This is a genomic window from Ruegeria sp. HKCCA5426 (assembly GCF_013034585.1).
GTDB lineage: Bacteria > Pseudomonadota > Alphaproteobacteria > Rhodobacterales > Rhodobacteraceae > Ruegeria.
Window position 1 is genome coordinate 14,127 of record NZ_WQGH01000014.1, and the last position, 19,460, is coordinate 33,586.

Annotated in this window: 18 protein-coding genes; 10 read left to right on the top strand and 8 right to left on the bottom strand. The window is 53.2% G+C overall.

Translation table 11 applies throughout. The features are described from left to right. Window positions 1-9: 9 nt before the first annotated feature. From GOV87_RS18395 to GOV87_RS20690, 4 genes are all read left to right on the top strand, one after another. The gene (locus GOV87_RS18395) at window positions 10-1,134 is read left to right on the top strand and encodes a cobalamin-independent methionine synthase II family protein (protein ID WP_171212739.1); all 1,125 of its coding nucleotides are present in this window, start codon (window positions 10-12) and stop codon (window positions 1,132-1,134) included. After that, window positions 1,131-1,826: an alpha/beta fold hydrolase gene (locus GOV87_RS18400; RefSeq protein WP_171127102.1), complete on the top strand. Its 696-nt coding sequence runs from the start codon at window positions 1,131-1,133 to the stop codon at window positions 1,824-1,826. The genes GOV87_RS18395 and GOV87_RS18400 overlap by 4 nt, the downstream gene beginning before the upstream one ends. Continuing rightward, window positions 1,823-2,518: an RraA family protein gene (locus GOV87_RS18405; protein WP_171212740.1), complete on the top strand. Its 696-nt coding sequence runs from the start codon at window positions 1,823-1,825 to the stop codon at window positions 2,516-2,518. The genes GOV87_RS18400 and GOV87_RS18405 overlap by 4 nt, the downstream gene beginning before the upstream one ends. A gap of 1,327 nt (window positions 2,519-3,845) precedes the next feature. Beyond that, window positions 3,846-4,001, top strand: coding sequence for a hypothetical protein (locus tag GOV87_RS20690; protein ID WP_171212741.1), 156 nt, complete (start codon window positions 3,846-3,848; stop codon window positions 3,999-4,001). A 181-nt stretch (window positions 4,002-4,182) separates the two neighbouring features. Here GOV87_RS20690 and GOV87_RS18415 read toward each other — a convergent pair whose 3' ends face one another. Next, the gene (locus tag GOV87_RS18415; protein WP_170412909.1) at window positions 4,183-4,680 is read right to left on the bottom strand and encodes a lactoylglutathione lyase family protein; all 498 of its coding nucleotides are present in this window, start codon (window positions 4,678-4,680) and stop codon (window positions 4,183-4,185) included. Window positions 4,681-5,239: 559 nt separating this feature from the next. On the opposite strand from GOV87_RS18415, the gene GOV87_RS18420 reads away from it, so the two are divergent. The 3 genes from GOV87_RS18420 (at window position 5,240) to GOV87_RS18430 (ending at window position 7,455) form a co-directional block, all read left to right on the top strand. Further along, complete coding sequence (locus GOV87_RS18420; RefSeq protein ID WP_171123528.1) at window positions 5,240-5,761, top strand: glutathione peroxidase; 522 nt, start codon at window positions 5,240-5,242, stop codon at window positions 5,759-5,761. A 138-nt stretch (window positions 5,762-5,899) separates the two neighbouring features. Continuing rightward, window positions 5,900-6,799, top strand: a complete 900-nt coding sequence (locus GOV87_RS18425; RefSeq protein ID WP_254447413.1) for a hypothetical protein — start codon at window positions 5,900-5,902, stop codon at window positions 6,797-6,799. A 143-nt stretch (window positions 6,800-6,942) separates the two neighbouring features. After that, window positions 6,943-7,455, top strand: a complete 513-nt coding sequence (locus tag GOV87_RS18430; RefSeq protein WP_171134973.1) for a GFA family protein — start codon at window positions 6,943-6,945, stop codon at window positions 7,453-7,455. A gap of 123 nt (window positions 7,456-7,578) precedes the next feature. Here the strand turns inward: GOV87_RS18430 and GOV87_RS18435 are convergent, their stop codons facing one another. The 7 genes from GOV87_RS18435 to GOV87_RS18465 all read right to left on the bottom strand — a co-directional run bounded on the left by GOV87_RS18435 (window position 7,579) and on the right by GOV87_RS18465 (window position 15,200). Beyond that, on the bottom strand, window positions 7,579-8,523 hold the full coding sequence (locus GOV87_RS18435; protein ID WP_171212742.1) for an aldo/keto reductase: 945 nt from the start codon (window positions 8,521-8,523) through the stop codon (window positions 7,579-7,581). 376 nt (window positions 8,524-8,899) lie between these two features. Continuing rightward, window positions 8,900-10,180, bottom strand: a complete 1,281-nt coding sequence (locus GOV87_RS18440; RefSeq protein WP_171212743.1) for a serine hydrolase — start codon at window positions 10,178-10,180, stop codon at window positions 8,900-8,902. Window positions 10,181-10,636: 456 nt separating this feature from the next. Next, window positions 10,637-11,623, bottom strand: coding sequence for a zinc-dependent alcohol dehydrogenase family protein (locus GOV87_RS18445; RefSeq protein ID WP_171212744.1), 987 nt, complete (start codon window positions 11,621-11,623; stop codon window positions 10,637-10,639). 83 nt (window positions 11,624-11,706) lie between these two features. Continuing rightward, on the bottom strand, window positions 11,707-12,552 hold the full coding sequence (locus tag GOV87_RS18450; RefSeq protein WP_171124931.1) for an enoyl-CoA hydratase/isomerase family protein: 846 nt from the start codon (window positions 12,550-12,552) through the stop codon (window positions 11,707-11,709). 92 nt (window positions 12,553-12,644) lie between these two features. Beyond that, a complete protein-coding gene (locus GOV87_RS18455; RefSeq protein WP_171124929.1) occupies window positions 12,645-13,433 on the bottom strand; it encodes an SDR family NAD(P)-dependent oxidoreductase in 789 nt (262 codons plus the stop codon). A 12-nt stretch (window positions 13,434-13,445) separates the two neighbouring features. Beyond that, complete coding sequence (locus GOV87_RS18460) at window positions 13,446-14,411, bottom strand: LLM class oxidoreductase (RefSeq protein ID WP_171212745.1); 966 nt, start codon at window positions 14,409-14,411, stop codon at window positions 13,446-13,448. Window positions 14,412-14,423: 12 nt separating this feature from the next. Further along, a complete protein-coding gene (locus GOV87_RS18465; protein WP_171212746.1) occupies window positions 14,424-15,200 on the bottom strand; it encodes a CmcJ/NvfI family oxidoreductase in 777 nt (258 codons plus the stop codon). A 107-nt stretch (window positions 15,201-15,307) separates the two neighbouring features. Here GOV87_RS18465 and GOV87_RS18470 point away from each other — a divergent pair, with 107 nt between their 5' ends. The 3 genes from GOV87_RS18470 (at window position 15,308) to GOV87_RS18480 (ending at window position 19,207) form a co-directional block, all read left to right on the top strand. Next, the gene (locus GOV87_RS18470) at window positions 15,308-16,219 is read left to right on the top strand and encodes a LysR family transcriptional regulator (RefSeq protein ID WP_171212776.1); all 912 of its coding nucleotides are present in this window, start codon (window positions 15,308-15,310) and stop codon (window positions 16,217-16,219) included. Between the two features lie 394 nt (window positions 16,220-16,613). Continuing rightward, window positions 16,614-17,660: a GFA family protein gene (locus GOV87_RS18475; protein ID WP_171212747.1), complete on the top strand. Its 1,047-nt coding sequence runs from the start codon at window positions 16,614-16,616 to the stop codon at window positions 17,658-17,660. 455 nt (window positions 17,661-18,115) lie between these two features. After that, window positions 18,116-19,207, top strand: coding sequence for an SDR family oxidoreductase (locus GOV87_RS18480; RefSeq protein WP_254447414.1), 1,092 nt, complete (start codon window positions 18,116-18,118; stop codon window positions 19,205-19,207). Window positions 19,208-19,460 lie beyond the last annotated feature (253 nt).

Below are 19,460 nucleotides of genomic sequence, written 5' to 3' on the forward strand. Positions count from 1 at the left end.
GAGGGCTCAATGTCGGTCCAAACTACTCATGTCGGGTCTTTGCCGCGTTCGCAGGACGTGGTGGATTTCATCTTTGCCAGGGAACGGGGCGAACCCTATGACGCAGCCGCGTTTGATGCCTGCATGTCCGACGCCGTAACTGAAACGGTGAGCAAGCAAGTTGAAGCCGGGGTGGACATTGTCAGTGACGGCGAGACCTCAAAGATTTCATACGCGACTTACGTAAAGGACCGTTATACAGGCTTTTCCGGTGACAGCCCGCGTAACGCCCCCGCCGACCTGAAAATGTTCCCCGGCTTCCTGCAACGGTTGGCTGATGACGGTGGCACACCACAATACGCGCGCCCCATGTGTACCGGAGAGGTGCGCTCGAAGGGGCAGGGCGAACTGGAAAAAGATATAGCCAATCTCAAGGCCGCGATGACGCAGCATGGGGTGAAGCGCGGGTTTATGAACGCTGCGTCGCCGGGCGTGATCTCGCTTTTCTTGCAGAACGATTTCTATTCGACGCGAGAGGCCTATCTGGCCGCCCTGGCCGATGCGATGAAAGAGGAATACGAAACTATCGTTGCAGCCGGTTTGGACTTGCAAATGGATTGCCCCGATTTGGCCCTGTCTCGCCATATGCTGTTTACTGATTTGTCTGATGAGGAGTTTGTCAGGGTCGCCAACATGCATGTTGAGGCCCTGAACCATGCGCTGCAGAACGTGCCGCAGGATCGCGTCCGGGTGCATATCTGCTGGGGTAACTACGAGGGTCCGCATTGCTGTGATATTGCGATGGACAAGGTTTTCAGCACGCTGATGGCCACCAAGTCGCGTTATGTCCTGTTCGAAACGTCCAACCCGCGCCACGCGCATGAATGGACCGTATTCCGCGACCGTAAAGCCGAAATCCCCGGTGACAAGGTTTTGGTGCCGGGCGTGGTCGATACCACCACCAATTTTGTCGAACATCCAGAGCTTGTCGCCCAACGGATCGACCGATTCACCAACATCGTCGGTACGGATCGTGTGATCGCAGGCAGCGATTGCGGCTTTGGTACTTTCGCCGGGTTCGGCGCGGTGGACCCGCAGATTGCCTACGCCAAGCTCATCGCACTGTCCGACGGCGCAAAGCTGGCCAGTGCATGACGCCGCTTATCTTCTTACCGGGCATGATGTGCGATGCCCGCCTCTTCGGTCCTCAGATCCAGGCTTTGTCGGGCAGGGTGCCCGTGATGACCTTCCCATTGAGCCAGCACGACAATGTAGAGGCGATGGCGGTCGATACCCTGAATCATGCGCCACCAAACTTCGCCCTCGCTGGCCTGTCCATGGGCGGTATCGTGGCGATGGAGGTGGTGCGTCAAGCACAAGACCGGGTCACGCAATTGGCTCTGCTCGACACCAACCCGCTGGCCGAAAAGCCCGAGGTCAAAGCCCGCCGCGCGCCGCAGATGGCGGCTGTAAGTGAGGGTCGACTATGGGATGTGATGCGGGATGAGATGAAGCCCAACTACCTTGCTGACGGTCCCCGGCAAGGGGCTATTCTTGACCTGTGCATGGCAATGGCAACCGATCTGGGCCCGGATGTGTTTCTGCGCCAGTCGCAAGCGCTGATGGGCCGTCCAGACCAATGCGCGACCCTTTCATCCTACGCCGGCAAAACACTGGTCCTGTGCGGGCGGGACGACGGACTTTGCCCGGTTGAACGTCACCAGATGATGCATGACCTACTGCCGCAAAGCACGTTGGAGATCGTCGACGGGGCAGGTCACTTGCCCACACTGGAAAAACCCAAGGAAACCACAGCGGCCTTGATCCGCTGGCTGGAGGACACATGACACCATCCTTATTGTCTCTGCTTCGCAAGGTCGACACGCCCACCGTCTGCAACGCCATTGAGGTGGCGCAGGGCAAACGCGGGTTTGACCGGTTCACGCGTGGCACCATGCTCAGTTCGGCACCGAACGAACCGGCAATCGTCGGCTATGCGCGCACCGCTAAAATTGCAGCGGTCCATCCGCCGACCGAGCCACAGGAGCTCATCAAATGCCGACGCATGGCCTATTATAAATATATGGCCGAAGGCCCAAACCCATCAGTCGCGGTGATTGAGGACGTAGATTACCCGGACTGCATCGGAGCTTATTGGGGTGAGGTCAACACTACGGTTCACAAAGGCTTTGGCATGTCTGGCGTGGTGACCAATGGTGTCATGCGCGACCTCGGAGACCTGCCCGAAGGTTTCCCAGTTGTCGCCGGTTCGATCGGGCCGAGCCATGGTTTCGTCCATGTCCGCGAGATCGACACGCAGGTCTCGGTATTCGGTCTGACGGTCAATTCGGGAGAACTGATGCACGCCGACCGACACGGTGCTCTGGTGGTTCCCGAGGATGTCGTCGATCAATTGGAAGCCGCAGTCCAAAAGCTATTGACAACAGAGCACATTATCCTCGACGCGGCGAGCCAGCCGGGATTTGATTTTGAAGTATTCGAAACCGCTTGGTCAACCTTCGAGAAAGCGAGGGTATGAATTTAGGTCACTTCGTCTTTGCGTCAGCAATGGTTTGCCAAAAGTGAGCCTAAGTGAGGGTTAGTACTGAGGCTATCAAAAACCACTTTAGAATTAGAGCATGCCGCGCTGCGGCAAAAGCTGAGCCCCGAAGGTCGGCTTTGGGCAGTTTTCATACATCCCAACAAGCTGACTTATCGGCAGCTTTGTCCGCAGAGCGGACATTCATGCAAGCTGTGGCGGATGGCTGTTTCGAGCCCAGTGCGGTCTTTCGGTATTGAACAGGACGCCCGCTTACTGAAGTGACCTTATCTGAGCCTCGTTTCAACAATTCCCATTCCATGGGTAAGAAGTGCCGCAGGCCACAAATCCTAGCCGCTCAAACGTGGCATATTTCGCTCCTAAGTTTGGTTTGGGCAATTGCCTTGAAAAACTTTTCTGCGAAAAAACACTGTAGATTGAACCGGGAAATTGGGAGACACGTATCGCTATCCGGGCGTTACCCGTCAGTCATCGAAGCGGAATTAGTTTCGTTTTGACGCAGTTTACCCAATCTCGGTTACGCACTTGGCCCGAAGATAGACCAGCCTGTGGCACGAACTGGTGGACCTGAGATCTATGCAGGTAAGGATATGGCTAGCGCGCTTCGACACATGAAGATCAGCGGAGACGAGTTTGTCGCAGTATTGGACGACGCCGTGAACGCACTAGAGGCAAACGACGTTGGTCAACGGGAGCAAGAGGAGGTCTTTTGGGCAAGTCATTGGGATTTGAGTATTGCGTGAACGGAGTGCGTACAGAAAAGTGAAAATACGGTCATTGGATTATTTTTGTGTGGAGCAAGTATCGCCCGGGTCTTGTTGAACGTCCACTGATGGTACCAAATGACAGGAGGTTGAGAGCATTTTCTTGGTCTCATTCTAACCGTCGTACTGCGTACGATCGCGGAGGGAAAAAGTGGTGTGTTATATGGCAAAACTATCTGCAGGAACCTTCTTCCTTGCTGTGGCAGTTTCAGCCACTAACGGTGCGGCAGCCACAGCGGTGGAGTGTAGCAACGCCGGAGGGTTAACTGAAAGGATAGATGGAGAAGCGGTATGTTCTTTTCCTAGCAGAACTTGCCCAAGTGGATGGAAAACATATCAGTCGCTCAGAAAATGGCGCCCCAAAACTTGTGGAGGTACGCAATGCACGGGCAAAGATGAATGCACAACGAAGCAGGGTTGGTCAACAAGTCCACCAATGTGTGTCTATGAGAGCGGTAGAAATTCTGAAGGCGATTGCACCAAGAAAAACAAATGCGAGGCCGATCGAGTTGTTCGGGTAGCCTGCACCAAATGAGTTTGAGGTGTTACTCCAGCCACCGGTGGCTGTTTCCTATGAACTGACGCCGTTGGGCCGCAGCTTACTCGAGATGCTAAAACCGCTCGTATTCTGGTCGCATGAACAGATGGACGAAGTCAGACAGTTTCGCATGCAGTTCGACCGCGAACAGGCAAGTTAACTTCAAAGCGGACCTAATACTGACAACCTCGGACGTCTGCTTTGTCCGCAAAGCGGTCGTTGAAGCGAATTGAAACTAGCGATCGCTCAGACCTCAAAGCAGTCGCTCAAAAACTTGAGAGGCGCTGCAACGCTGAGAACGGTTATTTGGAGCCAAAGCAGTCTTCAAATTGAACTGTTTCTCAATTGTAAGCACCGGACGAATAGGTCAATTCATAGGAATGGCTGTACAGTTCGAACACAATACCGAATGGATCTTCAACATAGACCATCCGGTAAGGTTTATCGCCCGGATAATAGTAACGAATGGGCATCCGCTGCTTTCCACCTGCCGCTACGATTTTTTCCACCAGACCTTCCACGTCGGGATCTTGGATGCAAAAGTGAAATGTCCCATTGCGCCGGTAGTCCATGTTGTTTTCAGGCGCATAATTCCCGTCGAACTCGAAAATCTCAATCCCAACGCGATCCGCAGTCGCCATGTGAGCTATGCGCAGTTTTTTCCATTCTGGTCCAAAGACGTCCGTGCACATTACACCAATATCGCTATCATCCTCGAGAACGTCTGTCGGCGGCATGATGACGTAGAAGCCAAATACCTCGGAATAAAATTTTACGGCTTCATCAACGTCTGGCACAGAAAGCCCTATGTGAGAAAAGGATCGAGGTGTGTGCGACATTGTAGTTCCTTTCAACTATTTTGGACCAAGGTTCAGTTTCAATAAAATGATCTGCAAGTAGAAGTCTGCCTAACAAAGGAAAAGTCAAATTGTGATTGCCGAATTCACAGCTTCTGCCAGCAAATTGATTGACACTTCAGCGTTGATCCGCGGGTAAATATTTGCCCGGAATTGAGAGCGGCCACGTCAGCAATGCAGGCGTTGTTTAGGCTGCAGAATACGTCTTCTTCACTATTGCGTTTGGAGCCCGTCGCAACGCGGATGTTCAAAGTGCAAAGGTGCCAAAAACAGTATTGCGCTTCGCAAAATGTCGAGCGCATTCAAAGTTCTGGTATGATTTTCTGCGTCTCAGCAACGACCGATTTCAAAGACATTCGGAAGAAGCCGTTTTAACATTGCCACTGAGGAACCAGATAATTTCTGATCATGGACTTGTATTGAGCTTTCGCACATCCCCAATTTCTATCTCGGAGTTGCGCGCGGCCCGCTCGCTATGTCCACAAAATGAAATCCGTCCGCATTGTTCTTCCGTATCCAAATATGAAACTGGAGGTTTGGAATGTTGCGGATAATTGTGCTTTGCGGCTTGCTATTGCTAGGCGAACAAGTGCGCGCCCTTGAACTTGACGCGAAGTTTGACTCGATTGACGGGGGAACCTTGTCTTTGTCAGATTGGAACGGTCAACCGGTTCTAGTTGTCAATACGGCATCCCAATGCGCGTTCACCCGTCAATACCGGGGGCTTCAAGACCTTTATGATAGGTATCGCAACCACGGATTGGTTGTTGTCGCGGTCCCTTCGGATGACTTCAAGCAAGAACTGGCCACCAACGACGAAGTGCGCGATTTCTGCGAACTGCAATACGGAATCGATTTGCCGATGAGCGTGATAACACACGTGACCGGCCCTGACGCTCACCCTTTCTTCCGGTCCTTGAAAGAGGAGGAAGGATTCATGCCAAGGTGGAATTTCAACAAGGTCTTGATCGGCCCCGATGGCACAGTCGTAGAAACCTACAGGTCAACCGTTGATCCGCTTTCGGCGTCCATTACGAACAAGATCGAGGAACTCCTGCCATGAAAAACCGCTCCAGACGGATCACACTACCCATTCGTCACAAAACGCAAGCACCCAGATGATTGTGCGGGTATCGGACTTGAACCGCTCGTCGAGCAATGGCATCCCAAAAGGAAACCAGTCTCACGTGGAAAATGTCAGATGAAAAATCTTCTTCTAACGTGCTGCTTTGGATTTGTTTTTCTTGGGTTCACCGTGTTTCCGTCGGCTGCCCAGCCTCGGTTAGGATGGGCGTACCAGGTTGATGGGCTTGCCGCGTTTCAAGGGGATGCGGATTTGAGTGGCGGTGGGAAGTTCTCTGCAAGTCGAGCGTTTCTACGTGCTACCGCACTTTACAATCTAGAAGGCGGAAGCAGCGTTGGGCTTTCCACCAGCTTTGGCAAGCTGGATTATAATTTCAGCCAATCTAACAACCAGCCTTGGGAAAACATCCGGGACCTTCGCGTAGCTGTTCCTGTCCGGTTTCGTGCGGGGGATACAACAACGGTTTTTGTTTCGCCACAGATCAGGTGGGACTACCAAAGCGGGGCCTCCTCATCTGACGGTAGAATCTACGGTGTTTTTGCAGGTATTGCATGGCAACTGAACGAGCGCCTAACGATAGGTCCGGCCTTTGGCGCGTTTTCTGAATTTGACGAAAGCGGTACTGATTTTTTTCCGGCTCTGCTTATCGACTGGGACATAAATGACCGCTGGAATTTGAACACTGGCTCTGGTGTCGGAGCAACGCAAGGCCCCGGGTTGTCGCTGAGCTACGCTCTAAATGAGGCTATCGACCTTTCGTTGACCGCACGCTCAGAGAGAATTCGTTTCAGGTTGGATGGGGATGGCCTCGCCCCGGATGGGGTGGGTGAAGATAAGAGTATTCCTGTGGTTCTTTCTCTTGGGTACAATCCGAATCCTGGAATTTCATTGAGTGTATTTGCGGGAGCAGAATTTGATGGCCGCCTAACGCTAGATGATGCGAACGGAGTAGAAATCAGTCGGCAAAGGTATGACACTGCACCATTGGTTGGGCTGGCGTTTAGGGTCAGGTTCTGATCGCAGCATTGAGCCTGTTTGCCAGATGTGTGCGGAGGTTTTTTCGCGGCTGAGCTGAACCACTGCATTGTCCGCAACTCGGTCACAGGTGGATGCTGCAGCGAGAGGCGGCTTCTTTGAGCCCAAAGGAGACTGTTCAGCGAATGTATGTTAACCTTGGAAGGCAATCTCAAAATATAATTCTACGCATTTCCTTAGGAGGAGAAGTGACAGACTATCCAAACAAAGCCGAAGGGGGGTGCTTTTGCGGGAATATCCGATTTGAGGTTGCTGTAGGACCCGACTACGTCGCGTACTGTCATTGTAAGTCCTGTCGGAAGTCCACCGGTGCGCCGGCTGTTGTCTATGTCACGTACCAGCAAAAGGATGTGATATTCACGAAGGGAAAACGAAAGAAGTTTGCTTCAAGCGAAGGCGTTTCACGTACCTTCTGCAAGGACTGTGGGACGCCTATATCTTATGAGGCCGAGTGGAACGGGAACAACGTTATTGGTTTCTTCGTTGGAACGATGGACGAACCCGACTTCTTTCCGGCGCAAAAGCACGTGGCGCATAGGGAGAGGCTGACCTGGTTTGATGCGTCCGACAATCTGCCAAGGTTTCTGGAGTTTCCCCGTAAAGACCAAGTGCCTGACAGCAAAAATCCTGCAGTTTAGAGCATTATTTGATTATATTGCGGTATTGCCTGCATAGCAGCCATTCAGGCGAAACGCGGCGAACAACTGTTCCGAGCCCAAAGCGGTCAATTGGAAGAATAGTATTCTATCTTCAAATCGACTCTATGCTTCTGGGTCGCTCGAAGTTTTGTCGAGCTCAGCGAGTTCCTCCCAAACGCCTTCAGGGATGGACCACTCTGCCCATTCCATCGCCTGTTGAACATGCTGAGGCCACGTAACTCCGCAAATCGTCGAAGTGATATCTTCGTCTTTTAACGAGTATTGCAAGGCTGCAGCACCGACTGGAACATCGTAATGACCGCATATCTCTTCGACTGCTCGTATTGGCGCAAGTATGTCATCATCTGCTGGTCGATAAACGTAGAAGCGGTGGATCGCACTGCCTCGGGCCAATACACCTCCTGAAAAAGGTGCTGCGTTCAATATCGAACAGCCTCGTGATTTTGCGAATTCAATCAGAGGTGCCGCATTGTTATTTACTAGCGTGTGCCTGTTGTGTGTCAGGACTACGTCAAAATCCCAACCCTCCAAAATTGGCATCATCAAATCGACACGTCCCGCAGCAATTCCAACGGCCTTTGCCAAACCTTCGTCTTTGATACGAAACAACTCTTCAATCGCGCCACCGCTTTCTTTGACCTCCGATAAGTCGCTGGCGTATTCGACATCATGGATGTGGAGAATATCAACTCTGTCGACACCGAGAGCTCTAAGGCTTTCCTCAAATGATTTTCGTGCTTGGGATGCATCGAAAGCGCCGGTTTCCAGATTTCTGTCGATCTTGGTGGAAAGCACTCGTCCACCCGGCCACCCGCCAAGCTCACGAATGACTTTCCCGATGCGCTCTTCACTTCGGCCCATGGCATAGCAACGCGACGTGTCCAAGAATGCATTTGGCTGCGAAAGAATTGCCTTAATGGTACCAATCGCTCGGTTTTCGTCGACTTCATAACCATAAATTTCCGGAATACTGCCTAATCCTGTAGACCCAAACCCGATCCGAGGGACCCGTATCCCAGTCTGACCAATCTCGCGCAACTCCGCCATGCCATCCTCCCAATAGGTTCTGGAATTTGCAAATGTTGCGCGATCAAATTCTCAGAAACAAGTCAGTCTTGCTGTCGGAGTCATTCGTGGGAGGCGTTGCACTCGTTCATGCAGTCCTATTATGAAGCTTTTCCGCAAAATGGCAGCTTTGTCCGCGCAGCGGTCATTCAGACGGAACGCAGCGAACGGCCGCGCTGAGCCCTAAGTTCAAATTTCTGCACCGTTCATCAATGCCCGAAGTGCAGACAAAAGCTGCCGTTGGTTTTTCAATTCCATTGGCAGTTTAACGATCAAGTCGCAGCGTTCTCTGAGAAAGCTACTAGTACATCTTCTTCACTTTTCGAGTTGTGCTTTAGAGACTAAGGCGCTTTGGAATTCACTTGCTCAAAGTCTCTGCGATTCCTTTCATCGCAACCATCGAGTCCAGGTACATAGGTGTGTTTTGAACTTCTGGTTGGCTTGATAGCTTCACCATAACCACATTGTCTTCCTGGTTCACATACAATAGCTGCCCATAGACACCGATACCATAGAACGCACCTTTTTCTCTATCTTTCACCCAAACTTGATTACGGTAGTGGAAGCCTTCAAACACCTCCGCATATGCGCTTTTCTCATAAGCTGCGATCACATCGTCATTTGCTTGAATCGTGTCAGCTATCCAATCCGGAGGAATAACTTGAGTGTCGTTAACCTTTCCGTTGTCCAGCATCATTATGCCAAATCGCAATAGGTCACGAGAGCTGGTAAATAACCCACCACTCGTTTGCACAATCCTTTTGGGCCCTAGTTCGGTGTATGCGGGGTCCTGAGCACCGATGTCCTGCCACAACTCGGCCAGTACATCCAGATAGCTTTCTCCAGTTGCCGACTCGATAACCATACCCAGCAGCGCAGATAGCACCGAACGGTAACTATAAACTTCACCGTCTTTTACCAGGGTCTCGCGATTACTCAGAGAGATCATGTACTCCTTAACGCCAGATTCTGTATCACAAATTTCAACTTTTTCAGAGAGGTCCTGACCAAACGCACAAAACAGATCACCGGCATCGTCTAAGTAGCCGCTAGAAGCATCTTTCCAATCAACAGCAGCGGTCATATCAAGTAGGTGTCTAACCGTTGTATTTTTGAATGCTGGGCCTTCCAACTCTGGCAGGTATTCGGTGATCAGCTTTTTAGGATCTAATTCTCCCGCCTCAACCGCCAGCCCAGCTGCCATACCCAACACTGTCTTGGTGATCGAGTGAATGCGGTGAGGCGTATCAGCTCTCATGCCATTGAAGTACTTTTCAGCGACCAATTTGCCATCGTGATAAATCAAAAAGCTATCGGTATGCGTTTGATGCAACCAATCGTTGATGTTCTGTTCTTCACTATTGCTAGCTGTGAAAACAAAAGTCTCAAGCTCAGTTGGGTATGCCGCTTTTTCCAAAGTACGCACCCAATCTGACGGTGGAACTCGTGCTAATTCGCCAAAAACATTTGTGCCTTCAAATATCCAAGGGCTTCTATCTAAAGACTCAACGGTTTCGTCCCAGAAATAGCCAGCCTCTGCGCTTGCTGGTTTTGTAGAAGCAGTAAATATCGTACCGGAGGCCAAAAGAGCGATAGCAATAGCGGAAGTCACTAACAGCTTGTTTGCATTTCTTTTCATTTTGGGAATCTCCGTCCGACTAGACAATCTCTAAGCAATCCAGCCATGCTTCAGCTCTGGTGTCTAGCCTCTTGTGTTTGGGCCACAGGCTGTCAGACGACTGCGAACTAATCTCTGGAAGGACAGCTTAGTAGTCGCAAGCGGCGGATGGCAGATACTGTGCGTTAGTCGCCTTGAGCAATGCCCGCTTCGTACGCATCTCGGAGGATGTAAAGCTCGAAATGAAGGTCCGCTTCGGATGTGAGACCAGCCGTCAGAAAGCGATGAGCATAAGGCGGCTTTGTCCGCAAAGTGGACATACATCGAGATTTTGCGAATGACCGCGTGGAGCCCAGAGTGACCAATGCTGAAATAAGCACTAAGGTCAGCTAAGCACCGATAGCCGACATCAATTGCAGTTTAAACTGAGATAGCGCGCAAGGTCATTGCACGCGCACCATTCCCAGCTAAATCTGATTACATCTCCACAACGACTTTTCCGACTGCAGCTCCATTTGTCAGGCGCGCATAGGCGGCACCGACATTCGTCCACCCAAACGCCTGTTCGTCAACAATCGGTTTGAGCCCGCCGGCGTCTGCCAGTTCCGCTAGCGTCCGCAAGATGTCCCCATGGGTTTGCCGTTCGACATCGTGCATCATCGGGATCAACATGAAAACGACATGCAGAGACAGACCTTTGAAATGCGCGGGCGTCAAATCAATCTCGACCATCGCAACCGTTGAAGCGACTTGACCATTGAGTTTCGCCGCTTCGAACGAGTTAGTCATATTCGGTCCACCCACGCTGTCAAACACCACGTCGAAGCCTACACAATCGGTGTGCTCAGCCACGTAGTCCTCAACCTTTTGCGTTGTGAAGTCTAAGGGACGCGCACCGATACTCTCGATCAGGGCCATCTGATCTGCGCCACGACCTGTCGCCGAAACGGTGGCGCCGAGGTGTCGGGCGATCTGAACGGCGACATGACCAACACCACCGGCGCCGCCTTGGACGAGTACGGTTTGCCCTTGGCCAACATCGGCGCGCGTCAATCCTTCGTATGCGGTGATGCCAACGAGAGGCAGCGCTGCGGCTTCTCGCATGCTCAGCGACTTAGGTTTGTGGGCAATCAGGCGGGCATCCGCATTAATGTACTCTGCCAAAGAGCCCGGCAAGTCCATTAAGCCTCCGGCACAGCCATATACCTCATCGCCCTTGGCAAAACCCGTCACACCTTCGCCAATTGCGACGACTGTGCCAGCAAAGTCCATGCCGAGCACCGCGGGTAGTGCGGGGGAAAGGGGTAGGTCAGCGCCCATACTTCGGATCATTGTGTCGACCGTGTTGACGCTGGCGGCGGCTACTTTGACGATCACGTGTCCAGAAGTCGCGACCGGGTCGGGCATATCTACAATCTCGAACGGCGCATCTGGCCCGTATGAATTTAGAACCATTGCTTTCATTGGTTTGTTCCTTTTTGTGACGTAATATCAGGGGCACGTTGCAACAACGCACGCCTGACGAGATCGATGTATTGGGGGGAAAGTCAGTTGATGTCCTGCACCTGCATCACCAGATCGCCCCATTTGCGCTGGTTCTCGATGTCGTGCTGTAACCCTTGTTCATCCGCGATGGTGAAACGTTTGACCGCCGGGGTTTTGCTGGTGGCCTGATAGAGCCAATAAGCCTCGGCTTTCAGCGCCTCATCAATGGGTTTGTCGATTGATTCGTAGACCATCTTCTTGCAGGCATTGATCGACTCAGCTGGGAATTTTGCAATCCGTTCGGCCAGTGCGGTTACATATGGGCCAATTTCGTCCGGCTCCAACGCCTTATTGATGGTGCCCAAACGCTCTGCATCATCCGCGTCATAGTCCTGCGCGCTCAGGATGATCTCAAGTGCTTTGCCAAGACCGGTCTGGCGCGCCATGCGAGAGGCGCCACCGCCGCAGGGTAAGATGCCCATGCCGACCTCCATCTGCATGAACTTGTACTTTCCTCGCGCGGCAAAGCGCATGTCGAGCGCCAACGCCAATTCGTGTCCGCCACCGCGTGCATACCCTTCCAGTTTTGCGATGGTGGCCTGCGGCACCTTGCTGATCCGTTCGCAAACCGATTGCAGGTCCAAAAGCTGTGCATCGTCGCGAGATACCGCCTCGGTCGACATATCCTTGAGAAGCTCGGTGTCGTAGTGGCAGACCCAGATTTCCGGATTGGCGGATTGGAAGATTACGACCTTGGTTTCGCGGTCACGCTCCAACCGCATTGCCAGGCTGTTGAGATCGGCCAGCATTGCCTGGCCTTGCACGTTCACGGAACCAAAGTTGAACGTCACGGTGGCGATGCCGTATTCAACGTCTACGTCAAAGGTTTGAAAGTTCTCGTATTTCATCAGGCAGTCCTTTCTTGGGCCTCGACGCGGCATGCGTGAGGGGTGTCGGAGAGTTAAAGGTGGAAGTGTGGGGCGCTTTCGCGCCGCGAGGGTTAGCCAGTCCGGCCAATCAAGTCCCTGATCGTGGTCATGACGTCGGCAACGTGATCTTTGTCCCGTGCTGCGGCATGCGGATTTGCGAAAGCACCAATATCATTGTCAAAATAGGCACCTGACGCATCGGTGAACCTCTCGCCTAGCGCCGCTTCAATCAGGATATCGGCGCCAATGCTCATGTCGTTGCCGGAAACGCCAAAGCCTTCTTTCACCATCTTTGAGGCCAAAAGTGATCCGGGATTTACAGCAACGATTACCGGTGTTTCGGCTCGCGACTTGGCCCAATCCTGAGTCCAGATGGTGATAGCTAATTTGCTTTGCGCATAAGCTTCCATATCCGCAAGCGGCACATTGCCTTGCATGGCTTTGATGTTTACCGGGGCTTGCGCTGCCGATGACAGGTTCACAACGCGACCGTCAGCGGGAATGACCGGCAGCAGCAATTCGGTCAGCAGATAAGGTGCGAGCGTGTTCACGACAAAACGGATGTCCTGCCCATTCTCAAGGACGGATTTCGGGGCTTTCAAAACACCTGCGTTGTTGATCAACACATCCAGTTTGTCATGCTTGGCCCGTACGCTTTCGGCTAGATCTCGCACCGCGGACAGATCGCTTAGATCGGCGACATAGGTTTCGACATCACCGCCGACTGCGGCAGCAGCACTCTCCAATTTAGATACGCTACGACCATGCAAGAGCAATTTGTGCCCGGCGGCTGCTAGCTTCTTTGCAGTGAGCAAGCCAATGCCGTCTGTTGAACCTGTAATGAGAATAATCTTGGTCATTGGTCTGATCCTTTAAGAAAAGTCAGGCAGCAAAGTATCCGCCAAGTGTTCGAGGGTCGCCTCGATAGGCGCTTGATTGAACCTAAGGTTCAGTGCGACGTGATTGACCCCAAGCATTTCAATCTCGCGCAGATAGCTGCGAAGGAAGCCAGTGCCAGATTGAAACCCAAGATGGATCGGGCGAGGAGGGGCAGCTGGATCAGCAACGACATCGACGTAAAGCGATTGCATGACCGGCTTGTCCGATTGGCCCGCGGCCTTCACCCGTCGCCGATAATCCGCGATGACCTGCCCCTGAGCTGCGGCGTTGCGCGGATAGGTCATCCAGCCGTCGCCGTTCTGTGCCACCCAATTGGGCGTTTGCTGGCTACCACCGGTAATGAGCATCGGCAGGCGGGCTCCATGCGGTTTTGGCAATAGGTCAACCCCACCATACAGCGTGCCCTGAGCGCTTTCATGCTTGGGATAGTCCGATCCAACAGCGCGGATGTAGCCAACGCTGTCGCGGAAACGTTCATCCCTGTCATCATAGCTCTGGTTCATCGCCGGGTACTCCTCGGGGCGGTCGCCCGAAGCTACACCCAACAACAACCGTCCACCCGACAGCACATCTGCGGTCGCCGCTGCCTTGGCCACATGTGCCGGGTGGCGCAATGGTAGAATTACACTCGACGTTCCAAGCGCAATCCGGTCTGTCGCCGTTGCAAGTGCACCCAGATAAACAAAGGGATCGAATACCTGTCCGGGATCACCAAAGCTTGGAACATTAAACGGTATGTCCCGCAGCCACAGTGCTGCAAACCCAAGTTCCTCTGCCCTCTGAGCCGCTTCCAGATGTTCCCGCAGCGTCGGCTCTGCGCCGACTGCGTATGCTTCAAGCGGTAACACAAGGCCTACGCTTAGACGCCCCGGGCGAAACACCCGGTTGTAGGCCACGTTGATTTGGGAAAACTCAGTCGGCTGCGTTTCATCCAACATGTCAGGACCCCCTTAATAGCGCACCAAAGTGCGGCTCTCGATGCTCTTGCGAATGGTAGTGACATTTGGATCCTCGACCATATCAAGCGCGCTATGCGCAATCGATGGAAGGCCGCGATTGTCGTAGATGTTAAAGATCGCGACCTCATCTGGCGTCATCTTGGATTGATAGATCCACTCATGTTCGGGGTTTCCCACCAGCCCCATGATTTGCCCTTTGCGTTCGGGGTAGATCAGGTCCAGCAGGATCCAGTCAGACGGATCAACCGATGATGGGCAAACAAAGCCAAGAGGTGCTGAATTGATAGGATGACCCACAGGGCGCCACACATTGACAAAAGCATAGTGACCTTGCGCCCATTCCGCTGCGGTTTCGGCGCCCAACAGGTCGACAAGCCGCTGTTCGGCTCCGTCCTTGCTATAGTCACTGTGGACGTTGCGCGCGGGTTTGCGTGTCGCACCAGGATCATCGGTGCGAACGGTATGATCAAAAACCACAACTTCGCACACACTCAGCCTGTCCAATAGCATTGATGTCAGTTCTGCATCGTATGTTGGTTTCCAAGCATCCCTGGCAAAGTCTTGGACTTGCGTTTTCAGCGGCATGAATTCGACAGCATCGAACGCAAATGTAACTGTGTTGGTCGTAGCGCGGGTATCTTCTAACGTAACGGCTGTGGAGACCAGTTCGGGGGCAACCAGATTACCGGAAATCCCGCCTGCATCTAGTTCAAAGGCTTGCCGGTAAGGCTTGTGAACGTGGTAGTTGACAGTGGCTATCCGCGTCATTTGCGCCTCCTTCCTACGCTTTGTTGCATCGGTGAAAGGGATTTAACGCCAATCTATTTACATATAAACTGCCCATCCATGGATTGATAATTCGGGTTTTCGATATAATGGGACTTGATACAGATGCGCTGCGATTGTTTGTAGCAGCAGCGGAAATGCTGAACATAAGCGCTGCTGGGCGCGCACTGGGTATGGCTCCAGCGGTCTCGAGCGCAAAGCTAGCCAAGTTGGAGCAGAACCTGGCTTCCGAGCTTTTGCATCGCACAACGCGCAAAGTGTCACTGTCCGTCGAAGGTGCCGATTTCCTGCCTTTTGCCCGAGAGATCATCGCACAGGAGGAAGCGGCGCTTACGGCCTTGGGCAAGCAAACAACCGCCATCCGAGGCACATTGCGCTTCGCTGCGCCTAGCACTTTTGCACAGCGATACATCGCACCGATCTTGCCTAAATTTCTTCAGCAAAACCCCGACCTCACACTCGATTTACGTCTGTCAGATGTTCAGTTCGATCTTATCGAAGGGAGTTATGACTTAGCACTGAGGAACGCGCCGCTAGTGGACACCAGCTTGAAAGGTCGGAAACTGGCAGATGACCAGCGCGTTCTATGTGCCGCGCCGCATTATCTCGACAAACACGGCATCCCCAAAACTCCCAGCGATCTAACAAACCACCACTTAATTGCTTTCCAAAATCGCCAACCACGCCCGCTTACAGGACCTGCCGGCAAGGATGCGGTTTTCGATCCCGCATCCGCCAAGGGTCAATTGATTATCGATGACGGCCAAAGCCAGGTCTGTGCAACGCTGGCCGGGGCCGGTATTTCTCTGAACGCTCTGTGGAGTGTGCATGAACACCTGAAGTCAGGCCAGTTAACCCAAGTTCTGCCTAACTTTGTGGCCAAAGAAGATAATGTTCTTTGGCTTATCTATCCCAAGTCCAATGTATTATCTCCTAAAGTGCGGGTGTTCATGGATTTTCTGATCGCAGAGATTGGGGCAAAACCACCTTGGGAAACATGAGCGCAAAACATGTCAAGTGCGCTTTCAGACATCCTGAAGCCAAGGTCGGGAACAGGCGCTAAGCAGACGTGCCTTGTCCAATCACAAATGTCTGGTTTGTCCACATAGCAGTCGTTCGCTGTGGAGCACACTAATGACGGCTTTGCGGACGATACGGCCATCTGAGAATGCTGGGCCAATGTCGCGTTGGAGCCCTGAGCGGACTGAAGATTCCACGCGACCATTTGTCGTTCTACAGTTACCGGTGGGAAATTTTGATGGCTGCATGTGATCCGAAAGCGTCTGCGGACTTGTCGTAGAGCAGTTCGCCAACTGTTGGGTTTAACCTGCCGGATAGGAGAATAGTGGCGCTTGGGATATGGTGTGCTTTGGTCAATATCGAGGAGAGGACACGATGGAACGTAGACTTGCTGCAATACTTGCAACCGACGTGGTCGGGTTCGCTGCTTTGGTTGACAAAGACGAAGACGGGACGCTGCGGCAAGTGGAACGTCTGCGTCGCGAAGTTATCGAGATGCTCGTTCAAGCCAACCGGGGACGACTCTTCAAATTCATGGGCGATGGATTTCTCGCGGAGTTTTCCAGCACTTTGGAAGCAGTCAAATGTGCTATCGGCATTCAGCGCACAATGGAGCGGAGCCAGTTTGTTGCAGGAGGTGATCAGCTAAGACTACGTGTTGGGGTTTCCGTGGGCGACGTTGCGGTTCAGGGTGACGATTTGATGGGCAGCGGCGTCAATGCTGCAGCCCGTCTTGAAGCACTCGCAGAGCCCGGCGGGATCGCCGTATCTGGAGAAGTCATGGCCCAGGTCCGCGGTAAAATCGATATTGAATTTGACGATGCAGGCTTCAAAAAACTCAAGAGGGGCGACGCGCCGCTTCATGTCTACAAGACGCACGCAAAACGCGGACCATCAGGCGGCTTTATGGATCTGGACCCTGACGCGCTGCAGAAGACACTCGTTACGGGAGGTTGTTTGTGTGGTGAAATCCGCTTCGAGATCAACGCGCCACCCCTGAGCTCTGGCTATTGTCATTGCCGCATATGTCAGAAATTCTCAGGCTCCACGATGAGCGCCTATACCGCCTTCCCTGCGTCTGCGGTGAGGTTTACTGATGCTGAACCAAAATACTTCACCTCATCACCGATCGCGCGTCGGGGCTTTTGTCCTACTTGTGGTTCGAGCCTTGTGTACCATATGAAACGCCCGCACGAAGCGGCCCACCTCGTGATTTTCACCACTAGTCTCGACAACCCGCAGGATTACGCACCGGCGGCGCATAATGGAATGGAAAGCCGGGTTTCGTGGTTCGATATCCTTGACGATTTGCCCAGGACACGTTCCGAGGACTCGCGTGTTTTGCAAGAAGCATGGTCCAGCGTCGGTCTTCCTGATCCTTTGACATGGGGCCCGGGCGCAAGGGCGCCCGATATCTTCTGAGACTGATAGGGAGAACAACGCATGAGCTCCTTGAAAGTATATTAAGGCCGGCATTTTTCGGACGACGAGACGGCCGTTGACTACGCAATCTTGACGCTCGGCCCTAATTTGGGAACTTCTACCTTAAGGATTGGCGACCCGATGTTTAGAACGCGATCAGGCGTTTTGCCTGACTACCGCAAGCGCGCTACAAGCCGCTCCGCCCACCCACGCTGTACTTGCTTCGGGTTTTCTGGAACACCGTGGAAACGGCAGAGGATCATACCTGACAGGTCGATCCGGGCGTCTAGAACTCCGAACCATTCAGGGTTTGTGGAAGGCAGCTCTGGGCGGGAAGCGAGACCTGCGAATATGGTATTGCGCGGCTGGCTGAGTGCCGCCTCCTCAGGTAGAACGCCGCCGGTATCGAGTGTGTGGGTGTTAAGCCCCCCTAATCAAAACCGGTCACCCCTTCGTTGCCTTTTCCCGCCTTTCATGGCGAAGACCCGGCCGAAGGACTGGCCGTTTTTGCGAATGACTACCAAGCCTATTTCGACCGGGCGTGCGACAAGACATTGCAGCGCCTGCCACTCAATCCACATTGGGCGGTCAGCACCACTGGCAACATTCGCAGCTTTGGTCCAAATCTGAAGCGCGCCAATATTTCTGCCGATGTTGCGTGCACAACCGCCAAAGCCCTGCTCTATGCAGACAAAACCGGTGGTTGGCAGGGTCTCAGCGAAGATGATCTGCGCGGATTGGAATATTGGGAGTTAGAGCAAGCCAAGCTCAAAAAGCAACCAAAAGGCCCGGAACTGACGGGCAAGATCGCAGTAGTCACAGGAGCCGCTACGGGCATAGGTCGGGCCATTGCGCAAAAGCTGCACGCCGCGGGCGCGGTCGTAGTCGGTTTTGACATCAACCCTGCAATTGCCGAAGCGCTTTCTGCATCGGGGCTGGAAGGGGTTGTTGTGGATGCGACGGACGCCTCTTCTGTTAAAGATGCGCTGGCGCGCGTCGCGCGCTCTTACGGGGGCCTCGACATCCTTATTTCGAACGCGGGCATATTTACTGCCGGCGCACATGTTGAAGACATGAACGACGACAACTGGTCGCGTTCGATGCGGGTCAATCAGGACGCGCACATGATCCTTGCGCGCGCCGCGATTCCCTATCTGCGCCATGGCTTCGATCCGTCGATTCTGTTCATGGCGTCGCGAAATGTGCCTGCACCCGGAGCCGGAGCGGCAGCCTATTCCGTCGCCAAGGCAGGTCAGACGCAGCTTATGCGGGTTCTTGCGCTGGAATTGGCCGAAGCGGGGATCACGGTAAACGCGCTGCACCCGGATGCAGTTTTCGATACGGACCTTTGGACCGATGAAGCGTTGGATCGATCCGCGAAACGCTATGGTCTTTCGGTCGAAGCCTACAAGACCCGCAACCTCATGAAAGCTGAAATTACCTCGGATCATGTTGCCAAGGCTGCGCTAAGTCTGGTCGGGGAGGGATTTCGTAGGACCACCGGTGCCCAAATACCGTTGGACGGGGGGAACGACCGGGTGATTTGATCGCTTTTTCACGGCCAAGTCGCGGCCGCGTTGAGCAAAAGCGGGCAAACTGACTCAGTGTTGTATGATCGACCGATACGTCCCGCTTGGCTTTGATTTCTTCAAGATCGCCGCACGAGACGCCGTATCGAATGTAGAAAACACAACGAACAGGATAACACCGTTCGGGTGCCCCGCGCTTTTGAAGGCGATCGCGAGCAGACTTTCCAATTGTCGACACGAAAGTCAAGGAACCATCGCTTGTGCGTATGGT